Below are 19,574 nucleotides of genomic sequence, written 5' to 3' on the forward strand. Positions count from 1 at the left end.
CACCCTCGCTGGCATCCCCGCCCGGCAGAGCGACGCGGCTGTACCTGTCGCGTACGACGCCAGCGCGATCACCGTCCTGGACGGGCTCGACGCGGTGCGCAAGCGGCCCGGCATGTACATCGGCACGACCGGTGAGCGCGGTCTGCACCACCTGGTTCAGGAGATCGTCGACAACTCCGTCGACGAGGCGCTGGCCGGGGTGGCCGACCGGATCGAGGTGACGATCCTGGCCGACGGGGGCCTGCGGGTCGTCGACAACGGGCGGGGCATCCCGGTGGGGATGCATCCGGTGGAGAAGAAACCGGCCGTGGAAGTGGTGCTGACCGTGCTGCACGCGGGCGGAAAGTTCGGCGGCGGCGGATACGCGGTCTCCGGTGGCCTGCACGGTGTGGGTCTGTCAGTGGTCAACGCACTGTCGACCCGGCTCTCCGCGGAGATCCGGACTGACGGCTACCGCTGGACCCAGGACTACAGGAACGGTGCGCCCATCGCGCCGCTGGCCCGCCACGAGGCCACCCCTGCGACCGGTACGTCGCTGACCTTCTGGGCGGACGGTGGCATCTTCGAGACCACCGCGTACTCCTTCGAGACGCTGTCACGGCGCTTTCAGGAGATGGCCTTTCTCAACAGGGGCCTCACTCTCACGCTCACCGACGAACGCTCCTCCGCGCGGGCGACCGCCACGGCCGACGAGGCCGGATCGGACACCGCCGAGGGGCAGTCCGCGAAGGCGGTCACCTACCGCTACGACGGCGGCATCACCGACTACGTCGCCCACCTCAATGCCCGCAAGGGCGAGCCCGTCCACCCGTCCGTCGTCGCCCTGACCGCCGAGGACACCGAGCGGTTGCAGTCGGTGGAGGTCGCGATGCAGTGGAACGGCCAGTTCGCCGAGAGTGTCTACTCGTACGCCAACTCCGTTCACACGCACGAGGGCGGTACCCATGAGGAAGGTTTCCGTACCGCGCTGACCACGGTCGTGAACCGCTACGCGCGGGAGCGGAAGCTGCTGCGTGAGAAGGACGACAACCTCACCGGTGACGACGTCCGCGAGGGCCTGACCGCGATCATCTCGGTGAAGCTGGGCGAGCCGCAGTTCGAGGGCCAGACCAAGACCAAACTCGGCAACACCGAGGCGAAGACCTTCGTGCAGAAGGTGGTGCACGAGCACCTCACCGACTGGTTCGGCCGCAACCCCAACGAGGCGGCCGACATCGTCCGCAAGGCGATCCAGGCGGCCACCGCCCGGGTCGCCGCCCGGAAGGCCCGCGACCTCACCCGCCGCAAGGGGCTGCTCGAATCGGCGGCGCTGCCGGGCAAGTTGTCGGACTGCCAGTCCAGCGACCCGGCGCGGAGCGAGATCTTCATCGTCGAGGGCGACTCCGCCGGCGGCTCGGCGAAGTCCGGCCGCAATCCGGAGTTCCAGGCGATCCTCCCGATCCGCGGCAAGATCCTCAACGTCGAGAAGGCCCGTATCGACAAGATCCTCCACAACCAGGAGGTCCAGGCCCTCATCTCGGCCTTCGGCACCGGGGTTCACGAGGACTTCGACCTCGGCAAGCTCCGGTATCACAAGATCATCCTGATGGCGGACGCCGACGTGGACGGCCAGCACATCAGCACCCTCCTGCTGACGTTCCTGTTCCGCTTCATGCGCCCGCTGATCGAGCACGGGCACGTGTACCTGTCCCGCCCGCCGCTCTACAAGCTCAAGTGGAGCCGTGACCACATCGAGTACGCCTACTCCGACCGGGAGCGCGACCTGCTCATCGCACGCGGCAGGCAGGACGGACGACGGGTCAAGGACGACTCCGTCCAGCGGTTCAAGGGCCTCGGCGAGATGAACGCCGAGGAACTGCGCGTCACCACCATGGACGCCGATCACCGCGTGCTGGGTCAGGTCACGCTCGACGACGCGGCAGTGGCGGACGACCTGTTCTCCGTACTCATGGGCGAGGACGTCGAGGCGCGGCGCTCCTTCATCCAGCGCAACGCCAAGGACGTCCGCTTCCTCGACATCTGACCCCCGCACGCCGTTCAGGAGAGCACCCGCGTGAGCACCAGACCGCTCGCGCATCGACAGGAAACCATGACAGTCCGGCCATATGGCCTGCTTCACATGGCGCCGGCTCACTCCTCCCCGCGGTCGATCTCCTTCAAGTTGGCCGCGTAGACGTCCTCGCCGGTGCGGTCCCCGTGCCGTCGGCACTCCTGGACGGCTCTGCGCGTCCAGGCCCTGGCCTTGTCGCGTTCGCCCGAGTGGAAGTGGTTCAGCCCCAGCAGGCCGCAGAGTTTGCCCAGGAAGCGGCGGGCGGACGCCTCGGCGGGGAGTGCCTCCAGCTCTTCGAGCAGTCGCAGCAGCACCTGGGTGCTCTCCGCGAACCAGGCCCGGTCGCTGAGCTGTTGTGCGTGCGTCAGGGTGTCCCGGCAGGCACCGAGCCGGTGTCCGTCGGGCGTGCCGCGCCGCAGTTCGCGGGCGGTCACCAGGTCGTCGAGGATGGCGGCGGCTCTCGGCGCGCCCCGGTCTCCCGTGCGCAGGGCCAGGTCGTACGCGCGGCGGCCGTGCTCGATGGCTGTGTCGAGGTCGTCCTGCTTGGCCGCGTGTGTGGCCAGGCGGGAGTGGATGACCGCTGCCCGGACGCCGTCGGCCGGGACCTCGCCGAGTTCTTCGCGGAGCAGCGCGCCGGCGGCCTCGAACTCCCCGTCCTCGGCGAGGATCTCCGCCTCGTGAAGCCGGTCCGCCGAGTGTTCCGGTGAGGGGCCCGGCTGGTCGGCTCCCGACATCTGGCGCAGGGCGCCGGGGCGGCCCAGCCCGTCCAGTTCGCGGGCGATCCGCTCGACCGTCATCGGGTAGGGGCGCATCGCGTTCATGTCCCGGCGGAAGCTCGCCCGCAGTTCCGGGGGGACCCGTAGCCATTCACCCCGGCGGGCGTCGAGTTCGGCGGCGTGCTGGCGGCACAGTGCGCTGAAACCGGCGTGGTCCCCGCCCCGGTCGGCCACGCTGAGAGCGCGCAGCACACGTCCCAGCTCCCCGTCGACGAACTCCCCCACATGCGGCACCTTCACAGGGGTCGTGGGCTTCATCGGGTTCGTAGGATTCATCGGACCGGGGCTCCCCACTGCAGCAGATGTTCGTACAGGTGCATGTACAGGAGCCCGGCCGGGTGCTCGTACCCCGCGCCGTACCCGGACAGGAGGGCGCTGTGCGGTGCGCCGGGCGACACATCACCGACGACCTGCGCCACGTTGTCGGCGACGAAGTCCAGGGACACGGTGATGACCGGGAGGCGTGCCTCGTACACCACGCGGCACAGCGCCTGGCCCACCTCGTTCGCCACCGGCCCGGACTTTCCCACCACCACCCACACGTCGGCCCGGACGGGCTTCGCCCGCAGCCGCCCGTACGGCAGGTGCCCCACGGGGACGGGGTCCAGCGCGGTCCAGCTCCCGGAGACGACCGTGACGTGCAGGAGCCTCTCCAGCTCCGGGTGGTGCCGTCGTACCCAGGACGAGATGAGGACGGCTTCCCCCTCGCATTCGGCGACGACCGCGACGTGACAGGTCGGTGCGGCGCCGCCACCGGCAGCGACCGGCCGTTGCGGGACGTGCCAGTACGGGGTTACGTCCGCAGGTCCGGCGTCGGCGTGCCCGTCCTTCACGTAACCACCGAGGTTGAGACCGGCCCACCCGTCGAGGGAGCCGATCACCCGGACCGGCCGCTTGCCCTCGACCGGCTGGGACCCCGTGTAGTCGGGTGCCGGAATCAGGACCTGGTCCTCTCCCATGTCCGGCAGCGGAACCACGCCCGTGGCCAGGGCCTGCCGGCTCCTGCGGCCGTTCGGTACGGCGAGGGAGAGCATCCGGTCGTAGAGGTACGGGAGGTCGCCCGGGTCCGCCATGGACAGTCCGAGCCGGCGCACACACTCCTCGCGCGTCTGCACCCGGAACAGTTCGGTGTCCAGCAGCCCGCGCCACATGACGAGTTGGCGGTCTTGCACGAGGCTGCGCAACGACTCGGCCTCCGTGGTGGGGCCCGTCGGCCGCGCCGGTCCGTCCGTGAGCAGTACGTCGGGGGCTCCGCCCATCGTGAGCACCAGCGAGGTCGTTGCCTCCAGGCTGCACCAGGCCCGGCCCAGATAGTCGGCGACGTCGTCCAGCAGCACCAGGGTGCGCCCGGCGAACTGCAGCAGGGACAGGGATTCGAGTGTCCGCCGGAACAGCGCTTGTTCCTCAGGGGTGCGCGGGGCCTGTGGCACGCAGCTGTAGTCGTACCAGAGATGGATCCGCTCCAGCAGCGGCCGCAGCGAGGGCAGAGCGTCGATCAGGGCACGCAGGCGCCGCAGGCCGACGTCGCCGGACGCCTGGGCCGCACCGAGCTCGACCGCGTCCACACCGACCCGCTCCACCTCCTGGGCCACCGGTACCAGTGAGGTGTCGTCCAGCGTTTGCCTCAGGACCCCGACCAGCAGGCACTCCGTCAGGTCCGAACCGGCCATGCCGACGGGCATCCCCATCGCGGCGTGAGCCACCCGGCGAGGAGTGTGCAGCCCACGCCGGTGGGCGACCAGGACCGCCTCGCACAGCGACGCGAACAGATGCCAGGCGACCAGTCGCGCCTGGGTGCCGTCCGGGTCGGGCTGTTCCGTATCCAGCCAGCGGTGCGAGACGAACACATGGTGCCGGCCGGGGAAGACTCCGCGCGCCAACCTGGACGCCGCCTCGTGCATCGTGGGGAAGCGCGCGTACCCGATGAGTTCGTCCAGCGGCAGCCAGCGCGACTCGGTGAGCTGCCGCCACACCGACATGGTGGGCTGGGGGCTCATGTCCCGCGGCTCGGCGATCGCGTCCAGAGTGCGGTTGGGAACCGCCAGTGGGAACCTTCCGGTGACCTCGCCCCCGGGTTCGGCCATGGTGTAGAGCAGCCCTCGCTCGATGCCGAACCGGGACCGCCCGTCCTGAGCGACGAGCCGCCGGTGGGCCAGGAAGTCGTGCTGCCCGCCGAGCCGGACCAGGTCGGCGGGCAGTCCCGCCCGTTGCTTCCGGCGCTCACGCACCGCCAGACCCGCCAGGGTCTCGACGCCGAGGTAGGGGACCTGCGGGCAGGCGCACAGGTAGCGGTAGGCGATGTCGTCGTACGTCCGCTCGCCCTCACTCGGGCCCTCGCCACCGCCCTCGAACCCGCCCCCGCCCCCGCCCCCGCCTCGCGCGTAGGCCAGCGCCTTGGCGGCCGCCTCACTGGCGCGCCGGACGTGCAGCAGCCGGGGATGCCTCCGTAACTTCTCCGGCGGGATCGGCAGCATGGCCTCGATGCCGTCGGTCGGCGGTTCGCTCGGGGACAACCAACTCACCTCTCTTCAAGGGGTGTTGTGATGTGCCCAGTGTCGCAATAAGTTGCGTAATGAGACGGCCCTTTGGCGCTGTGGGTCCGTACATGGCGAGTTGGCCGAGCGGATGGCGCCCGAGGCGCGTTCACCGGTGTCGCGCTGAACAAGCACTCTCCAGCATGTGGACGTGGTCACGGCAATGGCTGAATGTGCACCACGCGAACCGGCGTATCCGTCGTGGGGAGTTCGCGGTCGCACTTCGGGTGACTGAAATTCGATCTTACTGACCTGTAACTTCGGCTCTTGTGCTGATGCGTCCTTCAACAAACTGTTGCCTGGGCTACTCGAAGCGGCTAGCGTTCCACTCAGTTGGGATCAAGAGCCGGGGCGTGGGATCTCTGAGGGGAATTCGATTGGACGCGTATGCGTTAGTGCAGCACCCCGGCCGAATGGCGATCGGTACTTTGGCAGTCCTATGGTGAACGGGGTTTTCATCGCAACGGTTTTCGCGATGGTGGCCGCGCCCGGACCGTCATTCATGGTGTTGGTGAATGAGACATTGCGCCGTGGACGCGGGGCCGGTCTGGTGACCATCCTCGGCAGCAGTACCGGGCTGCTCATGTGGGCGGCGGCCTCCGCCCTCGGGCTGGCCGCGCTGACACAGACCTCCGAGCTGGTGTTCACCGTCTTCAAGCTGGCGGGCGCCTGCTACCTCTGCTACCTCGCGGTCATGACCGTGCGCAACCGGCGGAACTTCGGCCACCAGCAAGCGGAGGCGGTTGAGGAGCACGGCACGGCCGGCCTCTGGCGGTCCTACCGGTCAGGGCTGGTCACCAGTGTCGCCAACCCCAAAATGGCCACCGTCTACCTGGCGTTGATCCCGCAGTTCCTGCCCACCGGCGGCGGTTCGCCCGCCGACGTGGTCACGCTGACCGCCGTGCAGATCATGATCAGCGCCGCCTGGTACGTGGTGGTGATCGCCCTCGTAGGCCTGGCGAGACGGCTGCTGGTCATGCCGAAGGTACGGGTGGGACTGGCCTGGGTGAGCGGGGCGGTCCTGCTGGTGCTCGGGCTGCGCACCGCGGTGATGACGGGCCCCATGGTCTAGCTGACAGGACTCCGGACGATGGGCCCCGGAGATGACGGCCCCGGAGACGACGGGCCCCGGGCGGAACTGTCCGGCGGAACCGGCCTGCCGGAAATGGTCTGCCGGAAATGGCCTGGCGGAACAGGTCCGGCGGAACGGCCGGAATAGCGAAGAACTGTCCAGGGAAGAGGGATTGTCTTGACGTCTCCTGAGAAAGTTGAAACTCAGGTGTGCGGGATCATCAGAGCCGCACTCGGCCCGTCCGCGCCGGCCGAGATCGGGCTTGATGACGACCTGCACGGACTCGGTATCGAATCGCTGACGATTCTTGAAATCGTCGTCCGCGTGGAGCAGGAATGCGGCATCACGATCGGCGACAGCGAGATATTCGAGGCCGCGCTGCGGCGGGTCGGCGATCTCGTGAAGCTGGCCCAGTCGCACGTAGGAAACTCCTAGAAAGAGGACCGGAACCAATGGTGCATTCGGCAGAAGCCTCGCTGACCGCTGAAGAAATCGTTCCCACGCACTGGTACAACGTGCTGTCCGACCTCACCGGCGTCGAGGACGCGGCGAAGCTGCGCCAGGCCAGGCCGGAGACCCGCCAGGACGGCGGCGCGGTCACCCCGCAGATCCCGTTGTCGATGTACCGGCAGAGCATGGGCCGGGAGCGCTTCGTGGAGATCCCGCAGCCGGTGCGTGAGGAGTATCTGCGCTGGCGCCCGACCCCGCTCAAGCGGGCCCGTGGGCTGGAGCGGCTCCTCGACACCCCCGCCCGGATCTACTACAAGTACGAGGGCACCAACACCACGGGCAGCCACAAGCTCAACACCGCGCTGGCACAGGCCTATTACTACAAGCAGGCCGGCATCACCAGCCTGACCACCGGCACCGGTGCCGGCCAGTGGGGCTCGGCCCTCGCCGTCGCCTGCCGCATCTTCGGCATCAAGTGCACGGTCTACATGGTCCGGGTCAGTTACGAGCAGAAGCCGTACCGCCGGATCATGATGGAGATGAACGGGGCCGAGGTCATCTCCAGCCCCAACAAGAACTCCGAGGCGGGCCGCGCCGCGCTGGCCCGCGACCCGAACACCGACGGCAGCCTGTCCATCGCCAACGCGGAAGCCTTCGAGCACGCCCGCCAGGTGGAGCGCTGCAACCTCTCGGTGGGCAGCGGCGAGAACCACGTCCTGCTCCACCAGACCGTGATCGGCCAGGAGGCCGTCCGGCAGTTCAACGCGATCGGCGACTTCCCGGATGTGGTGATCGGCTCGGTCGGCGCGGGGAGCAACTTCTCCGGTATCGCCCTGCCGTTCTTCCACGAGAAGGTGCGCCAGGGCCTGGACACCCGGTTCGTCGCGGTGGAACCGGAAGCCTGCCCCAAGCTCACCAAGGGCCGTTACGCCTGGGACTACAACGACTACACCGGCATCACACCGATGACGAAGATGTACACCCTGGGGCACACCTTCGTCTCGCCCGGCATCCACGCCGGCGGCCTGCGCTACCACGGCGCAGCTCCCCTGGTCAGCGCGATGTACCACCAGAAGCTGATCGAGGCGGTGGCCTACCCGCAACGCCCGGTGTTCGAGGCCGGCATCACCTTCTCCAACGAGGAAGGCATCATCCCGGCCCCCGAGTCGGCGCACGCCATCCGGGCCGCGATCGAAGAGGCGCTGGTGGCCAAGAAGGAGGGCAAGGAGAGGGTCATCCTCTTCAACCTCAGTGGCCACGGGCTGCTCGACCTTTCGGCCTACGAGCAGTTCCTCAGCGGGAACATGACCGACATGGCGGCATCGGACGAGTTGATCGCCGCATCGCTCGGCCGTCTGCCGGCCATGTCCGACCTGGGCGCGGAAGCGCGCTGAGGACGGACTCCAGGGAGGGGGTGACAGGCCGTGCGACACCTGACCGACAAGGTGCTGGACGTGGCGATCGTGGGCACCGGTCCACGCGGGATCTCGGTGTTCGAGCGGATCGCGGCCAATCTGACGGCCGAACCGGAGCCGCGGAGCATCAGAATCTGGCTGATCGACGCGGTGGAACTGGGGGCGGGCCGGATCTGGCGGACCGACCAGGAGACCTGCTTCCTGATGAACACCGTGGTCGGTGAGATCAGTATGTTCTCCGGGGTCTCCGACGGTGAGCGCTGCCGGCCGGGCGCCGGCCTGTCCTTCCTGCAGTGGCTGCACTCACAGCCGGACCCGGCGCTGTCCGTTCTCGGCCATGACGACTACGCGCCGAGGTACGCCTACGGCAGGTATCTGCGGTACGTGTACGCCTCGGTGGTACGCGGTATGGCCGGGCTCGGCGAAGTGGTCGAGACCGTCGGCAAAGTGACCTCCTTACGGGAGAACGGGCACAGCTACGCACTCCGGGTGTCCACCGTGGAAGGGGAGTTCACCGTCACCGCCGACGCGGTGGTGATCACCACGGGGCACGCCCCGGCGGAGCTCTCCGATGACCAGCCCGAACTGACGCGGTTCGCGCGGGACAGGCCCGGACTCCGCTATCTCAGCGGGGATTCGGCCGCCGACCTGGACCTGGCCTCGATCGAGCCGGACGCCGCTGTCGGTGTCGTGGGCCTCGGCCTGTCCTTCTACGACATCCTGATGTCCTTCACGCTCGGCCGTGGCGGGACGTTCGAGAAGAGCGCCGACGGGGCGCTGTCGTACGTACCGAGCGGCAAGGAACCCAGAGTGGTGGCGGGCTCGCGCAGCGGACTGCCGATCCGTTCGCGCGGCCGCAACCAGAAGCACGTGACCGCCCGCGCGGCACCGGAGTTCCTCACATCGGCCGCCGTCGGCCGGCTGCGCGAGCGCAACATGGCACACCGGGGCAATCCGGCTCTGGACTTCGACCAGGACGTGCTTTCCCTGCTGGCGGCCGAGATCAACCATGTGTACTACACCACCCAGGCCAGGACCCAGCACGGACCGGAGTGCGCCGATGCCGTCGCCGCCGAACTGCGCGCACGGGGACCGGAACTGGCGAGCTGGCGCGAGGTGGCGCTGCGCTACGGACTACAGGACGTGGAGCCGGTCGACCTGGACCGGCTGTCCAGACCGTTGCAGGCCAAACGGTTCGACTCCGCCGCCGGCCTGGTCGCCGAGGTCAGGCGCATCCTGCTCGCCGACATCGCGGAGGCCGGCCAGGGCAACAGGGACAGTCCGCTCAAGGCCGCGCTCGACGCCATCCGGGATTCCCGCGAAGTGCTGAGGCACGCTGTCGACTTCGGCGGCCTGACCCCGGAATCCCACCGGACCGACTTCCTCGGCCGGTTCGTCACCCGGACCTCATCGCTGTTCACCGGCCCGCCGCTGGAACGCACCGTGCAGTTCCTGGCGTTGATCGACGCCGGAGTGCTCGAAGTGGCCGGTCCGGACGTGGTGTACGGATGCGACACCGGGCGGGGCCGGTTCTTCCTGGAGTCCCCGGCCGTCGAGGGCTCGCGCCGACACTGCGATGTCCTGATCGACTCGCGGATCCCGGCCGCCGGCCTGGTCCGCAACACCGATCCGCTGATGCGGCAGCTGGCCGACGAGCGGCTGGCCGTCGGGTTCGTACACGACGATGCCGGGGAGACATTCGAAACCGGCGCACTGCACATCACCCCGGCCGAGCGCCGGGTGATCGCCGCCGACGGCCGGACGCACCGGGCCGTCTACGCGCTGGGCATCCCGACCGAGGGGGTGTGCTGGTTCACCCAGATCGGCAACGGCCGGCCGGGCGTACCCACCTCGTTCTCCAGGGACGCCGACGTGATCGCACTCAGCGTGCTGCGCCGGGCCACGTCCGACACCTTCCAGTGACCAACGCCTGTCACTGAGCAACGCCTGTCACTGATCACGCCTTCCAGTGACCAACGCCTTCCAGTGACCGAAACCTTCCGGCGGTCAACGCCTTCCACTGATCGGGGACAAGTTGTCCGGGCAAGACGATGCGTACCGGGAGTTCCGGGACGCGCGGGACCTTCTGCTGCACCACGCCGACGACCAGGACGCCGCGCGTGCGGCGTTCACGTGGCCACGGCCCCGGTGGTTCAACTGGGCGATCGACTGGTTCGACCGGATCGCCGAGGACAACGACCGAGTGGCCCTGCGCATCGTCGGCCAGGGCGAGCTGACCTTCCAGGAGCTTTCCCGGCGTTCCGACCGGGTCGCCGGCTGGCTGCTTTCGCAGGGCGTACGCCGGGGCGAGGTGGTGATGCTGCTGATGGACAACCGGATCGAGCTGTGGGAGCTGATGCTCGCACTGATCAAGATCCGGGCCGTCGTCGCACCCGCCTTCATCACCATCTCGCCCGAGGAACTGCGTACGAGGATCGGCAGGGCCGGAGCGCGGCATGTGATCGCCGACCACCGGATCGTGCCGGGACTCGCGGTGGACGGCCTCGTGGACGGTCTCCAGGCGAAGATCATCGTGGGCGGGGAGCACGAGGGCTGGACCGGCTTCGCCAACTCGGAAGACCACGAGGGCGGTTACGTACCGGAAGGCCCCACCGAGGCCGACGAGCCGCTGTTCTACTACTTCACCTCCGGCTCCACCGCACGGCCGAAACTGGTGGTGCACACACACGTCAGCTACGCGATCGGGCATCTGGCGAGCATGTACTGGAACGGGCTCAAGCCAGGGGATGTGCACCTCAACGTCTCCGCCCCGGCCTGGGCGAAGTACCCATGGAGCTCACTGTTCGGGCCCTGGAACGCCGAGGCCACCGTGGTGTCCATGGACAGCGCCGACGCCACCCCTGAGCGGCTGGCGGAGGTGTTGCGGAGCGGGACGGTCACCAGCTTCTGTGCGCCGCCCAGCATCTGGAGGGCACTGATCCGGACCGGGCTGCCCGACGGCCTGCCCGGGTTGCGGCACGCGGTGAGCGTCGGCGAGCCGCTCATGGGCGACGTGGTCGAACAGGTACGCAAACTGGCCGGGGTGACCGTCCGCAACGGGTTCGGGCAGTCCGAGGTCACCGCGATGGCCGGGGTCACCGCCTCCTCACCGGCGGCCCCGGTCTCCATGGGCTACCCGCTGCCCGGCTACGAACTGGTGGTGGTCAAGCCCGGCACCGACGAGCCGGCTCAGGAGGGAGAACTCTGCCTGGACCTGTCCAACAGTCCGGTCGGCATGATGAGGGGCTACCTGGACCCGGAGGACAACGCCACCAGCCACACCCCGGGCGGCCTCTACCGGACTGGTGACCTGGCCCGGTGGGACAGCGACGGATCCCTGGTCTGTCTCGGGCGGCGCAAGGACGTGTTCGACGGGCCGGACGGCGTGCCGATCGCGCCCCTGGAACTGGAGCACGTGCTGGTGCTGCACCCCGCCGTCGCCGAACTGTCCGTAGTGCCGGTGTCCGAGGGCACGGCACTGCTGCCCAAGGCGTACGTCGTGCTCGCCGCCGGGTGGAACGCCAGCCGGGCCACCGCCGAGGTGCTCTTCGCGTACCAGCGGGAACAGCTGCCCGCGCCCAAGCTCGTACGGTTCGTGGAGTTCGTGGACGACCTGCCGCGCACCGAATCGGGGAAGGTCCGGCGAGAGGCCGTGCGGTCGCTGCGGAGGTCCCGGAACGTCGAGTACACCGCCGAGCTGCCGACTGCCCAGGCGTAGTTGATCAACGTAAGGATCGCGCTCTTAAACGGTCGCCCCTGGTCGATTAGAGTGCTCCGCCATGAGCGCATCAACCACTCCCCTCTGGGGCCGCACCGAGCAGCAGGACTTCCGCAGCCGGGTGCGCGGATGCCTGCTGGGCGGTGCGCTGGGCGATGCGCTCGGGGCGGGTGTCGCGGGGCAGGGGCTCGACGCCATACGTGAGACCCATGGGGCCGGCGGCCTCACCGACTTCGCCGCCGTGTACGGCAGACGCGGGGCGGTCACGGCCGCGACCCAGCTCTCCCTGTTCACCGTCGACGGTCTGATACGGGCGCAGGTCCGGCGGGACACCGGTGCCTGGCATCCGCCCACCGATGTGTACCGGGCCCATCTGCGGTGGGCGGCGACCCAGCGCGACTGGGGACCCGACGAGCGCCGCACGGACAACGGCTGGCTCGCCTGCGAGGAGTGGCTGTACACCCGCCGCGACCCCGAACGGAGCTGTCTGACGGGGTTCGGCGACGAGGTGATGGGCACCCTGGACAAACCCAGGAACCCGGAGGCGCGCGACGCGTCGGCCGTCAGCCGGTCCGCGCCCTTCGGGTTGCTCGTCGGCTGGGAGCCGGGGCTCGTCTTTCAACTGGCCGTCGAATGCGCCGCGCAGAGCCACGGCCACCCCACCGGCTACCTCAGCGCCGGGGCGCACGCCGTCATCGTGCACGGGCTCGCGCGCGGCGAGAGCCTCGACGCGGCGGTGCAGCACGCGCTGGGCCAGCTGACCCCTCGCCCCGGCCACCAGCCGGTCACCGACGCCCTCCAGCACGCGCTCGGCGCCGTACGCCAGGGGATGCCCAGCCCCACCCGCGTCGAGTCGCTGGGCGACGGCGAACTGGCCGATGAGGCACTCGCGATCGGGGTGTACTGCGCGCTGGTCGGCGAGGACGTACGCCATGGGCTGCGCCTCGCCGTGAACCACAGCGGCCCGTCCCAGGCCACCGGCGCCATCTGCGGCAGCCTGCTGGGCGCTCTGCACGGCGAGACCGCGCTGCCGCCGGGCTGGCTCGCGGAGCTGGAGGGACGTGCGACGGTGCTCCAGCTCGCCGACGACTTCTCGATGGAGATGACCCAGGGCCCGGCGCTGCACAGCCCGGCGCTCACCACACCGGCCTGGCTCTCCCGCTACCCGAGGGGCTGACGGGCTGAGCCGACCGGCCGGGCGGACGCCACCGCGTACGTACAGCCGCGCCGCGCCCCCGGTCAGCCGTCAGCCGTCAGCGCCTTCGCGCCCCCGCACCTTCGCGTCGGCCGCGCCGCCCTGCGCCGGTACGGCAGCGGCTGACGCCGTGTCCGGGCCGTCGCCGTCCATGTTGACCTTCGCGATGATCGCGTCGCGCTCCGGTGTGTCCTCCGGCTTGATGAAGCCGATGAGGATGTAGAGCACCAGCGAGATCGCGAGGGGCAGCGAGACCTGCCACTCCAGGGCGACGTCCGTGTTGGTGGAGCCGTCCAGGTGGTAGTTGGTGAAGTAGAACGCGAGCAGCCCCGCGGCCCAGCTGACCAGCGCCGCCGTCGGCCCGGACTTCCGGAACGAGCGCAGCAGGCCGAGCATGAACGGGATCGCGATCGGGCCCATCAGACCGGCCACCCACTTGATGACGACCGAGATGATGTCCTTGAACGTGGGCGAGTTGATCTGGGTCGCCAGCGCCATCGACAGGGCGAGGAAGCCGAGCGTCGAGATCCGCGCGGCCAGCAGCCCGGTGCGGCTGCTCCACTCGCGGGCCGACTTGGACATGGCCGGGGCGATGTCCCGGGTGAAGACGGCGGAGATGGCGTTGGCGTCCGACGAGCACATGGCCATCGTGTGCGAGAAGAAGCCGACGACGACCAGGCCGAGCAGGCCGTGCGGCAGCAGCGACTCGGACATCAGCGCGTACGCGTCCGACGCGTCCGGCTTCTGCGCGTGCACCAGCAGCGGCGCGCACCACATGGGGAAGAAGAGGACGGCGGGCCAGACCAGCCAGAGGACGGCGGACAGCGTGGCCGAACGAGTCGCGGAGCGCGGGGAGTCGGTGGCCATGTAGCGCTGGGCCTGGTTCCACATGCCGCCGTTGTACTCGAAGGTCTTGATGAAGAGATACGCCAGCAGGAACGTCATCGTGTAGGGGCCGGCCGTCGGGTCGGTGTGGCCGCTGGGGAGCTTGTCCCAGACCGTCCACAGCGTGCTGAAGCCGTCGAGCTTGCCCATGGCGGCGACCAGCATCGCGACACCGGCGACCAGCTGGATGATGAACTGCCCCAGCTCGGTGAGCGCGTCGGCCCACAGACCGCCGACCGTGCAGTAAATGGCCGTGATCACACCGGTGATGAAGATGCCCTGGGTGATGGTGATGCCGGTGAAGACGGCGAGCAGGGTGGAGATGGCCGCCCACTTGGCACCGACGTCCACGATCTTCAGCAGCAGCCCGGACCAGGCCAGCGCCTGCTGGGTCTGGATGTTGTAGCGGTCCTTCAGGTATTCGAGCGGTGAGGCCACATGCAGCCGGGAGCGCAGCCGGTTCAGCCGGGGCGCGAAGAGCTTCGCGCCGATCCCGATGCCGATGGCGATCGGGAGCGACCAGGTGACCATGGATGTGAGTCCGTACTGGTACGAGATTCCGGCGTACCCGGTGAACATCACCGCGCTGTAGCCGGACATGTGGTGGGAGATGCCCGACAGCCACCACGGCATTCTGCCGCCGGCGGTGAAGAAGTCGCTCACGTTGTCCACACGCTTGTGGGACCAGAAGCCGATCGCGATCATCACGCCGAAGTAACCGATGAGCACGGTCCAGTCGAGACTGTTCATGTGCCCCCTCCAGGGGTCCGCCTGTACTGAGTTCATCTCGATGAACCGCGATGGAACCTCGATGAACGGGAAACGCTTCGCCAGTACGTCGATCGGGCGGCGCCCCCGTGCGGGACCGGGGGCTTCACGGATTGAACCCTCTGTGCCAAGGGCCGGTCAAGGGTTCAGCGATCACAAGTATGAACAGGGGTCAGTAAGTCGAACGATTTTGCGTCCTCTTGACTCACGGACCCGTTGCTCTCGGAGTGACGGGGGCCACACCATGAGCGGGCACTTCGCCAGCGGCAGCCATCCGGAGGCAGAACGGCAGGACCGCACGGGATGCGGGTCCCGTGCGGTCCGAGAAAAGGAGGTCCAACTGAGCTGTTCAGCGCATCAGTTCACCGGCATTGACTAGCAGCGACTGCCCGGTGATGGCCCGCGCGCGGTCGGAGGCCAGGAAGATCGCGGCGTCCGCCACGTCACCGTCCGTCGCCAGCTCGGGCAGGGCCATCCGGCCGGTCAGCCGGCTGAGCACCTCCGCCTCGGGGACGCCCTCGGTGTGCGCGGTGAACTGGACGAACGCCTGCACCGGCGGCCCCCACATCCAGCCGGGCAGCACGGTGTTCACCCGGATCCGGTGCGGCCCCAGCTCGCGCGCCATGGAGTACATGGCCGAGGTGAGCGCGCCCTTCGACGCCGCGTACGCGGCCTGGTGCACCTCTGACGGTGCGGCCACCGCCGACTGCGTCCCGACGATGACGACCGATCCGCCCCGCGCCTTGAGCCCGGGCAGGCAGGCCCGTGTCATCCGCAGCGTACCGAGCAGGTTGACGTCGATGACGCCCTGCCAGGTGGTGAAGTCGGCGTCCTCGATCCCGCCGAAGTAGCCGTCCCAGGCGGCGACATGGACCACCGCGTCGATCCCGCCGAACCGCTCGATCGCCAGCGCGGCGAGGGCGTCGCACTGTGACTCGTCGCCGATGTCCGTGGGCAGATGGGCGGTCCGGGTGCCCGAGGGGTCGATCTCGGCGGCTGCCTTCACGAGGTTCGCCTCGGTGCGCGCGCCGAGTACGGCGTTGCCACCGTCCCGTACGACCGCCGCGGCCACCTGGTGGCCGAGCCCGGCCCCGACGCCGGACACGACGACGGTCTTCCCCGCGAGCGCCGCGCCCTGCGATTCCGTGGGGCGGGATTCCGTGGCACGGCTTTCCATGGTGGGGCCCTCCGGACTCTGGCAGTTTTCCTGACGGAGCGTCAGAGTAGGTCCGTCCAGCGGTGGAACGGAAGAGGGAGGACGGGGTGCCGATGAGCGAGAAGTCAGGGAGCGGAAGCGGAACCGGGAGCGGAAGTGCGGCGGTCGGCGGGGGTGCGGGCGGCGGGCAGGCGGCCGGTGGCACCCGGAGCGAGGTGTACGGCGAGCTGGCCTCGGTCGGGCCGTACGGGGTGCGGCCCGGCCACGCCCTGATCACCATGGTGGAGCCTCATCCGGGCCATGAGTACGCGTACAACCGGTGGTACGAGGACGACCACTTCTACGCCGGTGCCATGGCGATGCCCTGGATGTACTCGGGCCGCCGCTGGGTCGCCACCCGGGAGCTCCAGGAACTGCGCTACCCGGAGAAGTCGGCGGTCGCCCAGCCGGTGACGGCCGGCTGCTACATCACGACGTACTGGGTGACCGAGGGCCGCTACGACGAGCACATGAAGTGGACCGTCGGCATCAACAAGCGGCTGAACCGGGACGGCCGGGTCTACCAGGACCGTACGCATGTCTTCACGTCGTTCCAGGACCACGAGGCGACGGTCTACCGGGACGGGGCCGCCGGGCCGCGCGACTTCCACGCGCTCGACCATCCGTACGCGGGTCTTGTCGTCGAGGTGGTCGACGCCGAAGGACCCGAACAGCGGGCCGAGTTGCTGGAGTGGCTGCGGGCGAAGCATCTGCCGAAGCGGCTCGCGGGCGGGCCGGCGGCGATGGTGACGATCTTCCGGCCGACACCGCTGCCGAGCGACCGGATGGCGTATGTGAAGCAGGTGGAGGGGGTGGATACCCGGCTCACGCTGCTCTGGTTCCTGGAGACCGACCCGAGGGAGGTCTGGGAACAGTCCTTCACCGGGCTCGACGGGGATCTGGCCGAGCGCGGGCTGGGGCGGGTGGAGCTGGTGGCACCCTTCGTGCCGACCGTGCCGGGAACCGACCGCTACGTCGACCAACTGCGCTGACCGGGGCGGCTGCGGCGGCTGTTCAGGACCGGCGGCTTCGGCTGGGGCGGGCGGCCTTGTCCGGACAAGCGGCCGGTCATGGCCGGGCCCGCCCGGTCATGACCGAGCCCCCTCGGCCGGGACGGCGATCCAGTCGAGAGGGCTCTTGTTCAACGAGCGGGGTGACCATGGGGGCCGGGGATCAGTCGAGAGTGAACGCGCCCTGGCCCACTTCGCTCACGAAGCTGTTCCACGAAGCGGGAACAAAGGTGATCGACGGGCCGTCGGCGACTTTTGAGTCCCGCACGGCGATGGCCTGCGTGAGCGGTGACTTGACCTCGACGCATGCACCATTACCCGTGGAATACGAAGACTTGGTCCAGGACTCGGTCGCACCCTGCTGAATTGCCATGTTCGCTCCGGTATGCAGTGGTCGTGTGCGCCGCCGTTCTCGGTGGCGTGGTCGACGCTACTCGCGAACTCTGCTGTCCGAGACGGCCGTTCACCCGACCGGATGGCTTATGCCTGTTCAGTCTTCCGCTCCGGGGCGGCTGGGGTGTACCGTGCCGACCTTGAATCCAGGAATCGGACATAGCTGGCTATTCAGCGTGCGTAGCCCTTGGCGATATCCATGATGAACTGCCGCGTCTGATCCACGTTGAGGGCCTGCGCGCGCAAGTGCTCATACATCACGCTGTACTTCTGCACATCGTGCGCTTTCTCCAGATAGAGGTCGCTGGTGACGCCCTCGATGTAGACCACGCTGGAGTCCGCCGCGTCGGGGAATTCCAGAATGGCGTACTGGCCGTTGATGCCGGGGTGCGCGCCCACGGCGAACGGCAGTACCTGCACCGTGACATGAGGGAGCTGGGACAGCTCGACGAGGTGTTCCAGCTGGGCGATCATCAGCTGCTTGTCGCCGATGACCCGGAGCAGCGCGGACTCGTCGATCACGACCCAGAGCCGCAGCGGGGACTCGTCGGCGCTGACCCGTTCCTGGCGGCGCAGCCGGACCTGGACCCGCTTCTCGATGTCGGTCACGGCGGTCTCCGGCAGCGCGCCGGCGATCAGGGCCTCGGCGTACTGCTTGGTCTGGAGCAGCCCGGGGACGACCTGCGGGTCGTACACGCGCAGGCTGGCCGCGTCGGTCTCCAGGCCGATGTAGACGCTGTACGGGATGTCGCCGAAGGCGTGCCACCAGCCCTGCTGGCGGGAGTCCTTGGCCATTTGCATCAGCGAGTCGACGATCCGGACGTCCTCGACCTCGTACACGCCGCAGAGGTCGCGGACATCGCGCTGGCTGATGGAGCGGCGGCCGTTCTCCAGGCGGCTGATCTTCGACTGGGAGACGAGCAGGCGCTCGGCGACCTCTTCGGCCGTCATGCCCTTGAGCTCACGGAGCCTGCGCAGCTCCTGGCCGAGCCGGCGCCGCCTGACAGTGGGATTGACGTTGGACGCCACGGGAACTGCACCTCCGGCATTGACGTACTGAGCCCTACCGCGATGTGCCCGGTAGGTCTTACTGCTCAGCAGATTGCCACCAATGCAACGCGCTGCGCTGGGAAATGGCCAGAGAGTGAGCGCGCGGGGCCGGCGACGTGCCGGCCCCGCGCGCTCGTGTTGCGGCTCCCGAACCGGGTCTTGGGGACGTCGGTGCGGCGGCTCTGATGCTCGTTCGTGCTCGTGGTGCGGTTGAGCTCACCCGGTGCGGCTGGGCTCAGTGCGCCGCCACGCGGGCCATGGACCCGTGGTGCGACTGCATCGGCGCGGCGTTGCCCGGTGCCGGTGCTGCTCGGCGCGGCTGTGCCACCGCACCGTTCTGGACGTCCATGACGGCGTGCGCCACGAGACCGCCCATGGGGTCGTGTCTGATCAGGTCCCGGAGGCGGGAGCGTGATGAGCGCCCCTCGTTGCCGGGGTAGAGGTGCTTGCCGAGCCCCACTGCGTGAGCGAGCGCGGCGAGCGCCGCGGTCCGCGGGTCCGGCGGTACGCCGGTGCGGATCGCACTGTCCAGCCGGGCCCTGATGTCCCGGCTGATCGCTGTCTCCGTCGCCTGGTAGCGAGTCGTCGGCAGCACTCCGCACATCTGGCCCGCCACGGCATGCACCATGCCGCACCGCTCCAGATGAGCGAGGTAAATCTGGCGGAGCCCCAGCCGGGGCCCGCCGATCCAGTGAACTGCCCGGACCGGGCTGCCGCGCCTGCGCAGCAGTTCCAGTGCGGAGTCCAGTGTTGGATCTCCTGTCGGCCGTGCCATCACCACGGCGATACGATCCCCGTCCGGGGCTATCCGTCCTGCCAGAGCCAGCTCTACTAGCTGGGCTCCGGCCAGGCCGAGGTCGAGCGACTGCGGCTGCGCTGTGGTACCCGTGGTCGGGTCCAGAGCGAGCAGTAGAAGCTCTTCCGGAATCGTTCTGCGGCTCCTGCCCATCCATGCCTCCCCGCGTGGATGAGTGACAGGGTGACCCCTCTCACATTGGTCTGTCGAGAGCGCCTGGGTGTTTTGCACCGGAATCTAGATGTATGTCGTTCTCGTCCGGTGCAG

At 68.9% G+C, this 19,574-nt stretch carries 15 protein-coding genes; 8 read left to right on the forward strand and 7 right to left on the reverse strand.

Annotation, left to right across the window (positions count from 1 at the left end; translation table 11 throughout):
- The first annotated feature begins 13 nt into the window (after window positions 1-13).
- Window positions 14-2,023 carry a DNA topoisomerase (ATP-hydrolyzing) subunit B gene (gene gyrB / locus OG385_RS19080; RefSeq protein WP_266860996.1) on the forward strand — a complete coding sequence of 670 codons (2,010 nt, stop codon included), beginning with the start codon at window positions 14-16 and terminating at the stop codon, window positions 2,021-2,023.
- A 107-nt stretch (window positions 2,024-2,130) separates the two neighbouring features.
- Here gyrB and OG385_RS19085 read toward each other — a convergent pair whose 3' ends face one another.
- On the reverse strand, window positions 2,131-3,102 hold the full coding sequence (locus OG385_RS19085; protein ID WP_266855925.1) for a hypothetical protein: 972 nt from the start codon (window positions 3,100-3,102) through the stop codon (window positions 2,131-2,133).
- Window positions 3,099-5,339 carry a hypothetical protein gene (locus OG385_RS19090; protein WP_266855926.1) on the reverse strand — a complete coding sequence of 747 codons (2,241 nt, stop codon included), beginning with the start codon at window positions 5,337-5,339 and terminating at the stop codon, window positions 3,099-3,101. The genes OG385_RS19085 and OG385_RS19090 overlap by 4 nt, the downstream gene beginning before the upstream one ends.
- Before the next feature lie 496 nt (window positions 5,340-5,835).
- Between OG385_RS19090 and OG385_RS19095 the strand changes: the two genes are divergently transcribed.
- The 6 genes from OG385_RS19095 (at window position 5,836) to OG385_RS19120 (ending at window position 13,192) form a co-directional block, all read left to right on the forward strand.
- On the forward strand, window positions 5,836-6,432 hold the full coding sequence (locus OG385_RS19095; protein ID WP_266855927.1) for a LysE family translocator: 597 nt from the start codon (window positions 5,836-5,838) through the stop codon (window positions 6,430-6,432).
- A gap of 177 nt (window positions 6,433-6,609) precedes the next feature.
- The gene (locus OG385_RS19100) at window positions 6,610-6,867 is read left to right on the forward strand and encodes an acyl carrier protein (protein ID WP_266855928.1); all 258 of its coding nucleotides are present in this window, start codon (window positions 6,610-6,612) and stop codon (window positions 6,865-6,867) included.
- Between the two features lie 17 nt (window positions 6,868-6,884).
- Complete coding sequence (locus tag OG385_RS19105; protein ID WP_266855929.1) at window positions 6,885-8,276, forward strand: TrpB-like pyridoxal phosphate-dependent enzyme; 1,392 nt, start codon at window positions 6,885-6,887, stop codon at window positions 8,274-8,276.
- 30 nt (window positions 8,277-8,306) lie between these two features.
- Window positions 8,307-10,220 (forward strand): FAD/NAD(P)-binding protein, encoded by a 1,914-nt coding sequence (locus tag OG385_RS19110; protein ID WP_266855931.1) that lies wholly within the window; start codon window positions 8,307-8,309, stop codon window positions 10,218-10,220.
- Window positions 10,221-10,332: 112 nt separating this feature from the next.
- Window positions 10,333-12,015: an AMP-binding protein gene (locus OG385_RS19115; RefSeq protein ID WP_266855933.1), complete on the forward strand. Its 1,683-nt coding sequence runs from the start codon at window positions 10,333-10,335 to the stop codon at window positions 12,013-12,015.
- Between the two features lie 61 nt (window positions 12,016-12,076).
- Window positions 12,077-13,192, forward strand: coding sequence for an ADP-ribosylglycohydrolase family protein (locus OG385_RS19120; protein WP_266855935.1), 1,116 nt, complete (start codon window positions 12,077-12,079; stop codon window positions 13,190-13,192).
- Between the two features lie 69 nt (window positions 13,193-13,261).
- Here the strand turns inward: OG385_RS19120 and OG385_RS19125 are convergent, their stop codons facing one another.
- Both OG385_RS19125 and OG385_RS19130 read right to left on the reverse strand, forming a co-directional pair.
- A complete protein-coding gene (locus OG385_RS19125; protein ID WP_266855937.1) occupies window positions 13,262-14,845 on the reverse strand; it encodes a sodium:solute symporter family protein in 1,584 nt (527 codons plus the stop codon).
- Window positions 14,846-15,212: 367 nt separating this feature from the next.
- Window positions 15,213-16,040, reverse strand: a complete 828-nt coding sequence (locus tag OG385_RS19130) for an SDR family oxidoreductase (RefSeq protein WP_266855939.1) — start codon at window positions 16,038-16,040, stop codon at window positions 15,213-15,215.
- A 92-nt stretch (window positions 16,041-16,132) separates the two neighbouring features.
- Between OG385_RS19130 and OG385_RS19135 the strand changes: the two genes are divergently transcribed.
- Entirely contained in the window at window positions 16,133-17,050 is a 918-nt protein-coding gene (locus tag OG385_RS19135) for a hypothetical protein (RefSeq protein ID WP_266855941.1), read from the forward strand.
- A 181-nt stretch (window positions 17,051-17,231) separates the two neighbouring features.
- On the opposite strand, the gene OG385_RS19140 is transcribed toward OG385_RS19135, so the two are convergent.
- From OG385_RS19140 to OG385_RS19150, 3 genes are all read right to left on the reverse strand, one after another.
- Complete coding sequence (locus OG385_RS19140; protein WP_266855943.1) at window positions 17,232-17,441, reverse strand: DUF397 domain-containing protein; 210 nt, start codon at window positions 17,439-17,441, stop codon at window positions 17,232-17,234.
- Window positions 17,442-17,632: 191 nt separating this feature from the next.
- On the reverse strand, window positions 17,633-18,490 hold the full coding sequence (locus tag OG385_RS19145) for a helix-turn-helix transcriptional regulator (protein ID WP_266855944.1): 858 nt from the start codon (window positions 18,488-18,490) through the stop codon (window positions 17,633-17,635).
- Between the two features lie 256 nt (window positions 18,491-18,746).
- Window positions 18,747-19,460 carry a GPP34 family phosphoprotein gene (locus OG385_RS19150; protein WP_266855945.1) on the reverse strand — a complete coding sequence of 238 codons (714 nt, stop codon included), beginning with the start codon at window positions 19,458-19,460 and terminating at the stop codon, window positions 18,747-18,749.
- Between the last annotated feature and the right edge of the window lie 114 nt (window positions 19,461-19,574).

The organism is Streptomyces sp. NBC_01306 (assembly GCF_026340465.1).
GTDB lineage: Bacteria > Actinomycetota > Actinomycetes > Streptomycetales > Streptomycetaceae > Streptomyces.

Coding starts and splice junctions, on each gene's coding strand:
- OG385_RS19085 (WP_266855925.1), bottom strand. CDS start 3,102: ATGAATCCTACGAACCCGATGAAGCCCACGACCCCTGTGAAGGTGCCG.
- OG385_RS19095 (WP_266855927.1), top strand. CDS start 5,836: ATGGTGGCCGCGCCCGGACCGTCATTCATGGTGTTGGTGAATGAGACA.
- OG385_RS19105 (WP_266855929.1), top strand. CDS start 6,885: ATGGTGCATTCGGCAGAAGCCTCGCTGACCGCTGAAGAAATCGTTCCC.
- OG385_RS19120 (WP_266855935.1), top strand. CDS start 12,077: ATGAGCGCATCAACCACTCCCCTCTGGGGCCGCACCGAGCAGCAGGAC.
- OG385_RS19125 (WP_266855937.1), bottom strand. CDS start 14,845: ATGAACAGTCTCGACTGGACCGTGCTCATCGGTTACTTCGGCGTGATG.
- OG385_RS19130 (WP_266855939.1), bottom strand. CDS start 16,040: ATGGAAAGCCGTGCCACGGAATCCCGCCCCACGGAATCGCAGGGCGCG.
- OG385_RS19135 (WP_266855941.1), top strand. CDS start 16,133: ATGAGCGAGAAGTCAGGGAGCGGAAGCGGAACCGGGAGCGGAAGTGCG.
- OG385_RS19140 (WP_266855943.1), bottom strand. CDS start 17,441: ATGGCAATTCAGCAGGGTGCGACCGAGTCCTGGACCAAGTCTTCGTAT.
- OG385_RS19150 (WP_266855945.1), bottom strand. CDS start 19,460: ATGGGCAGGAGCCGCAGAACGATTCCGGAAGAGCTTCTACTGCTCGCT.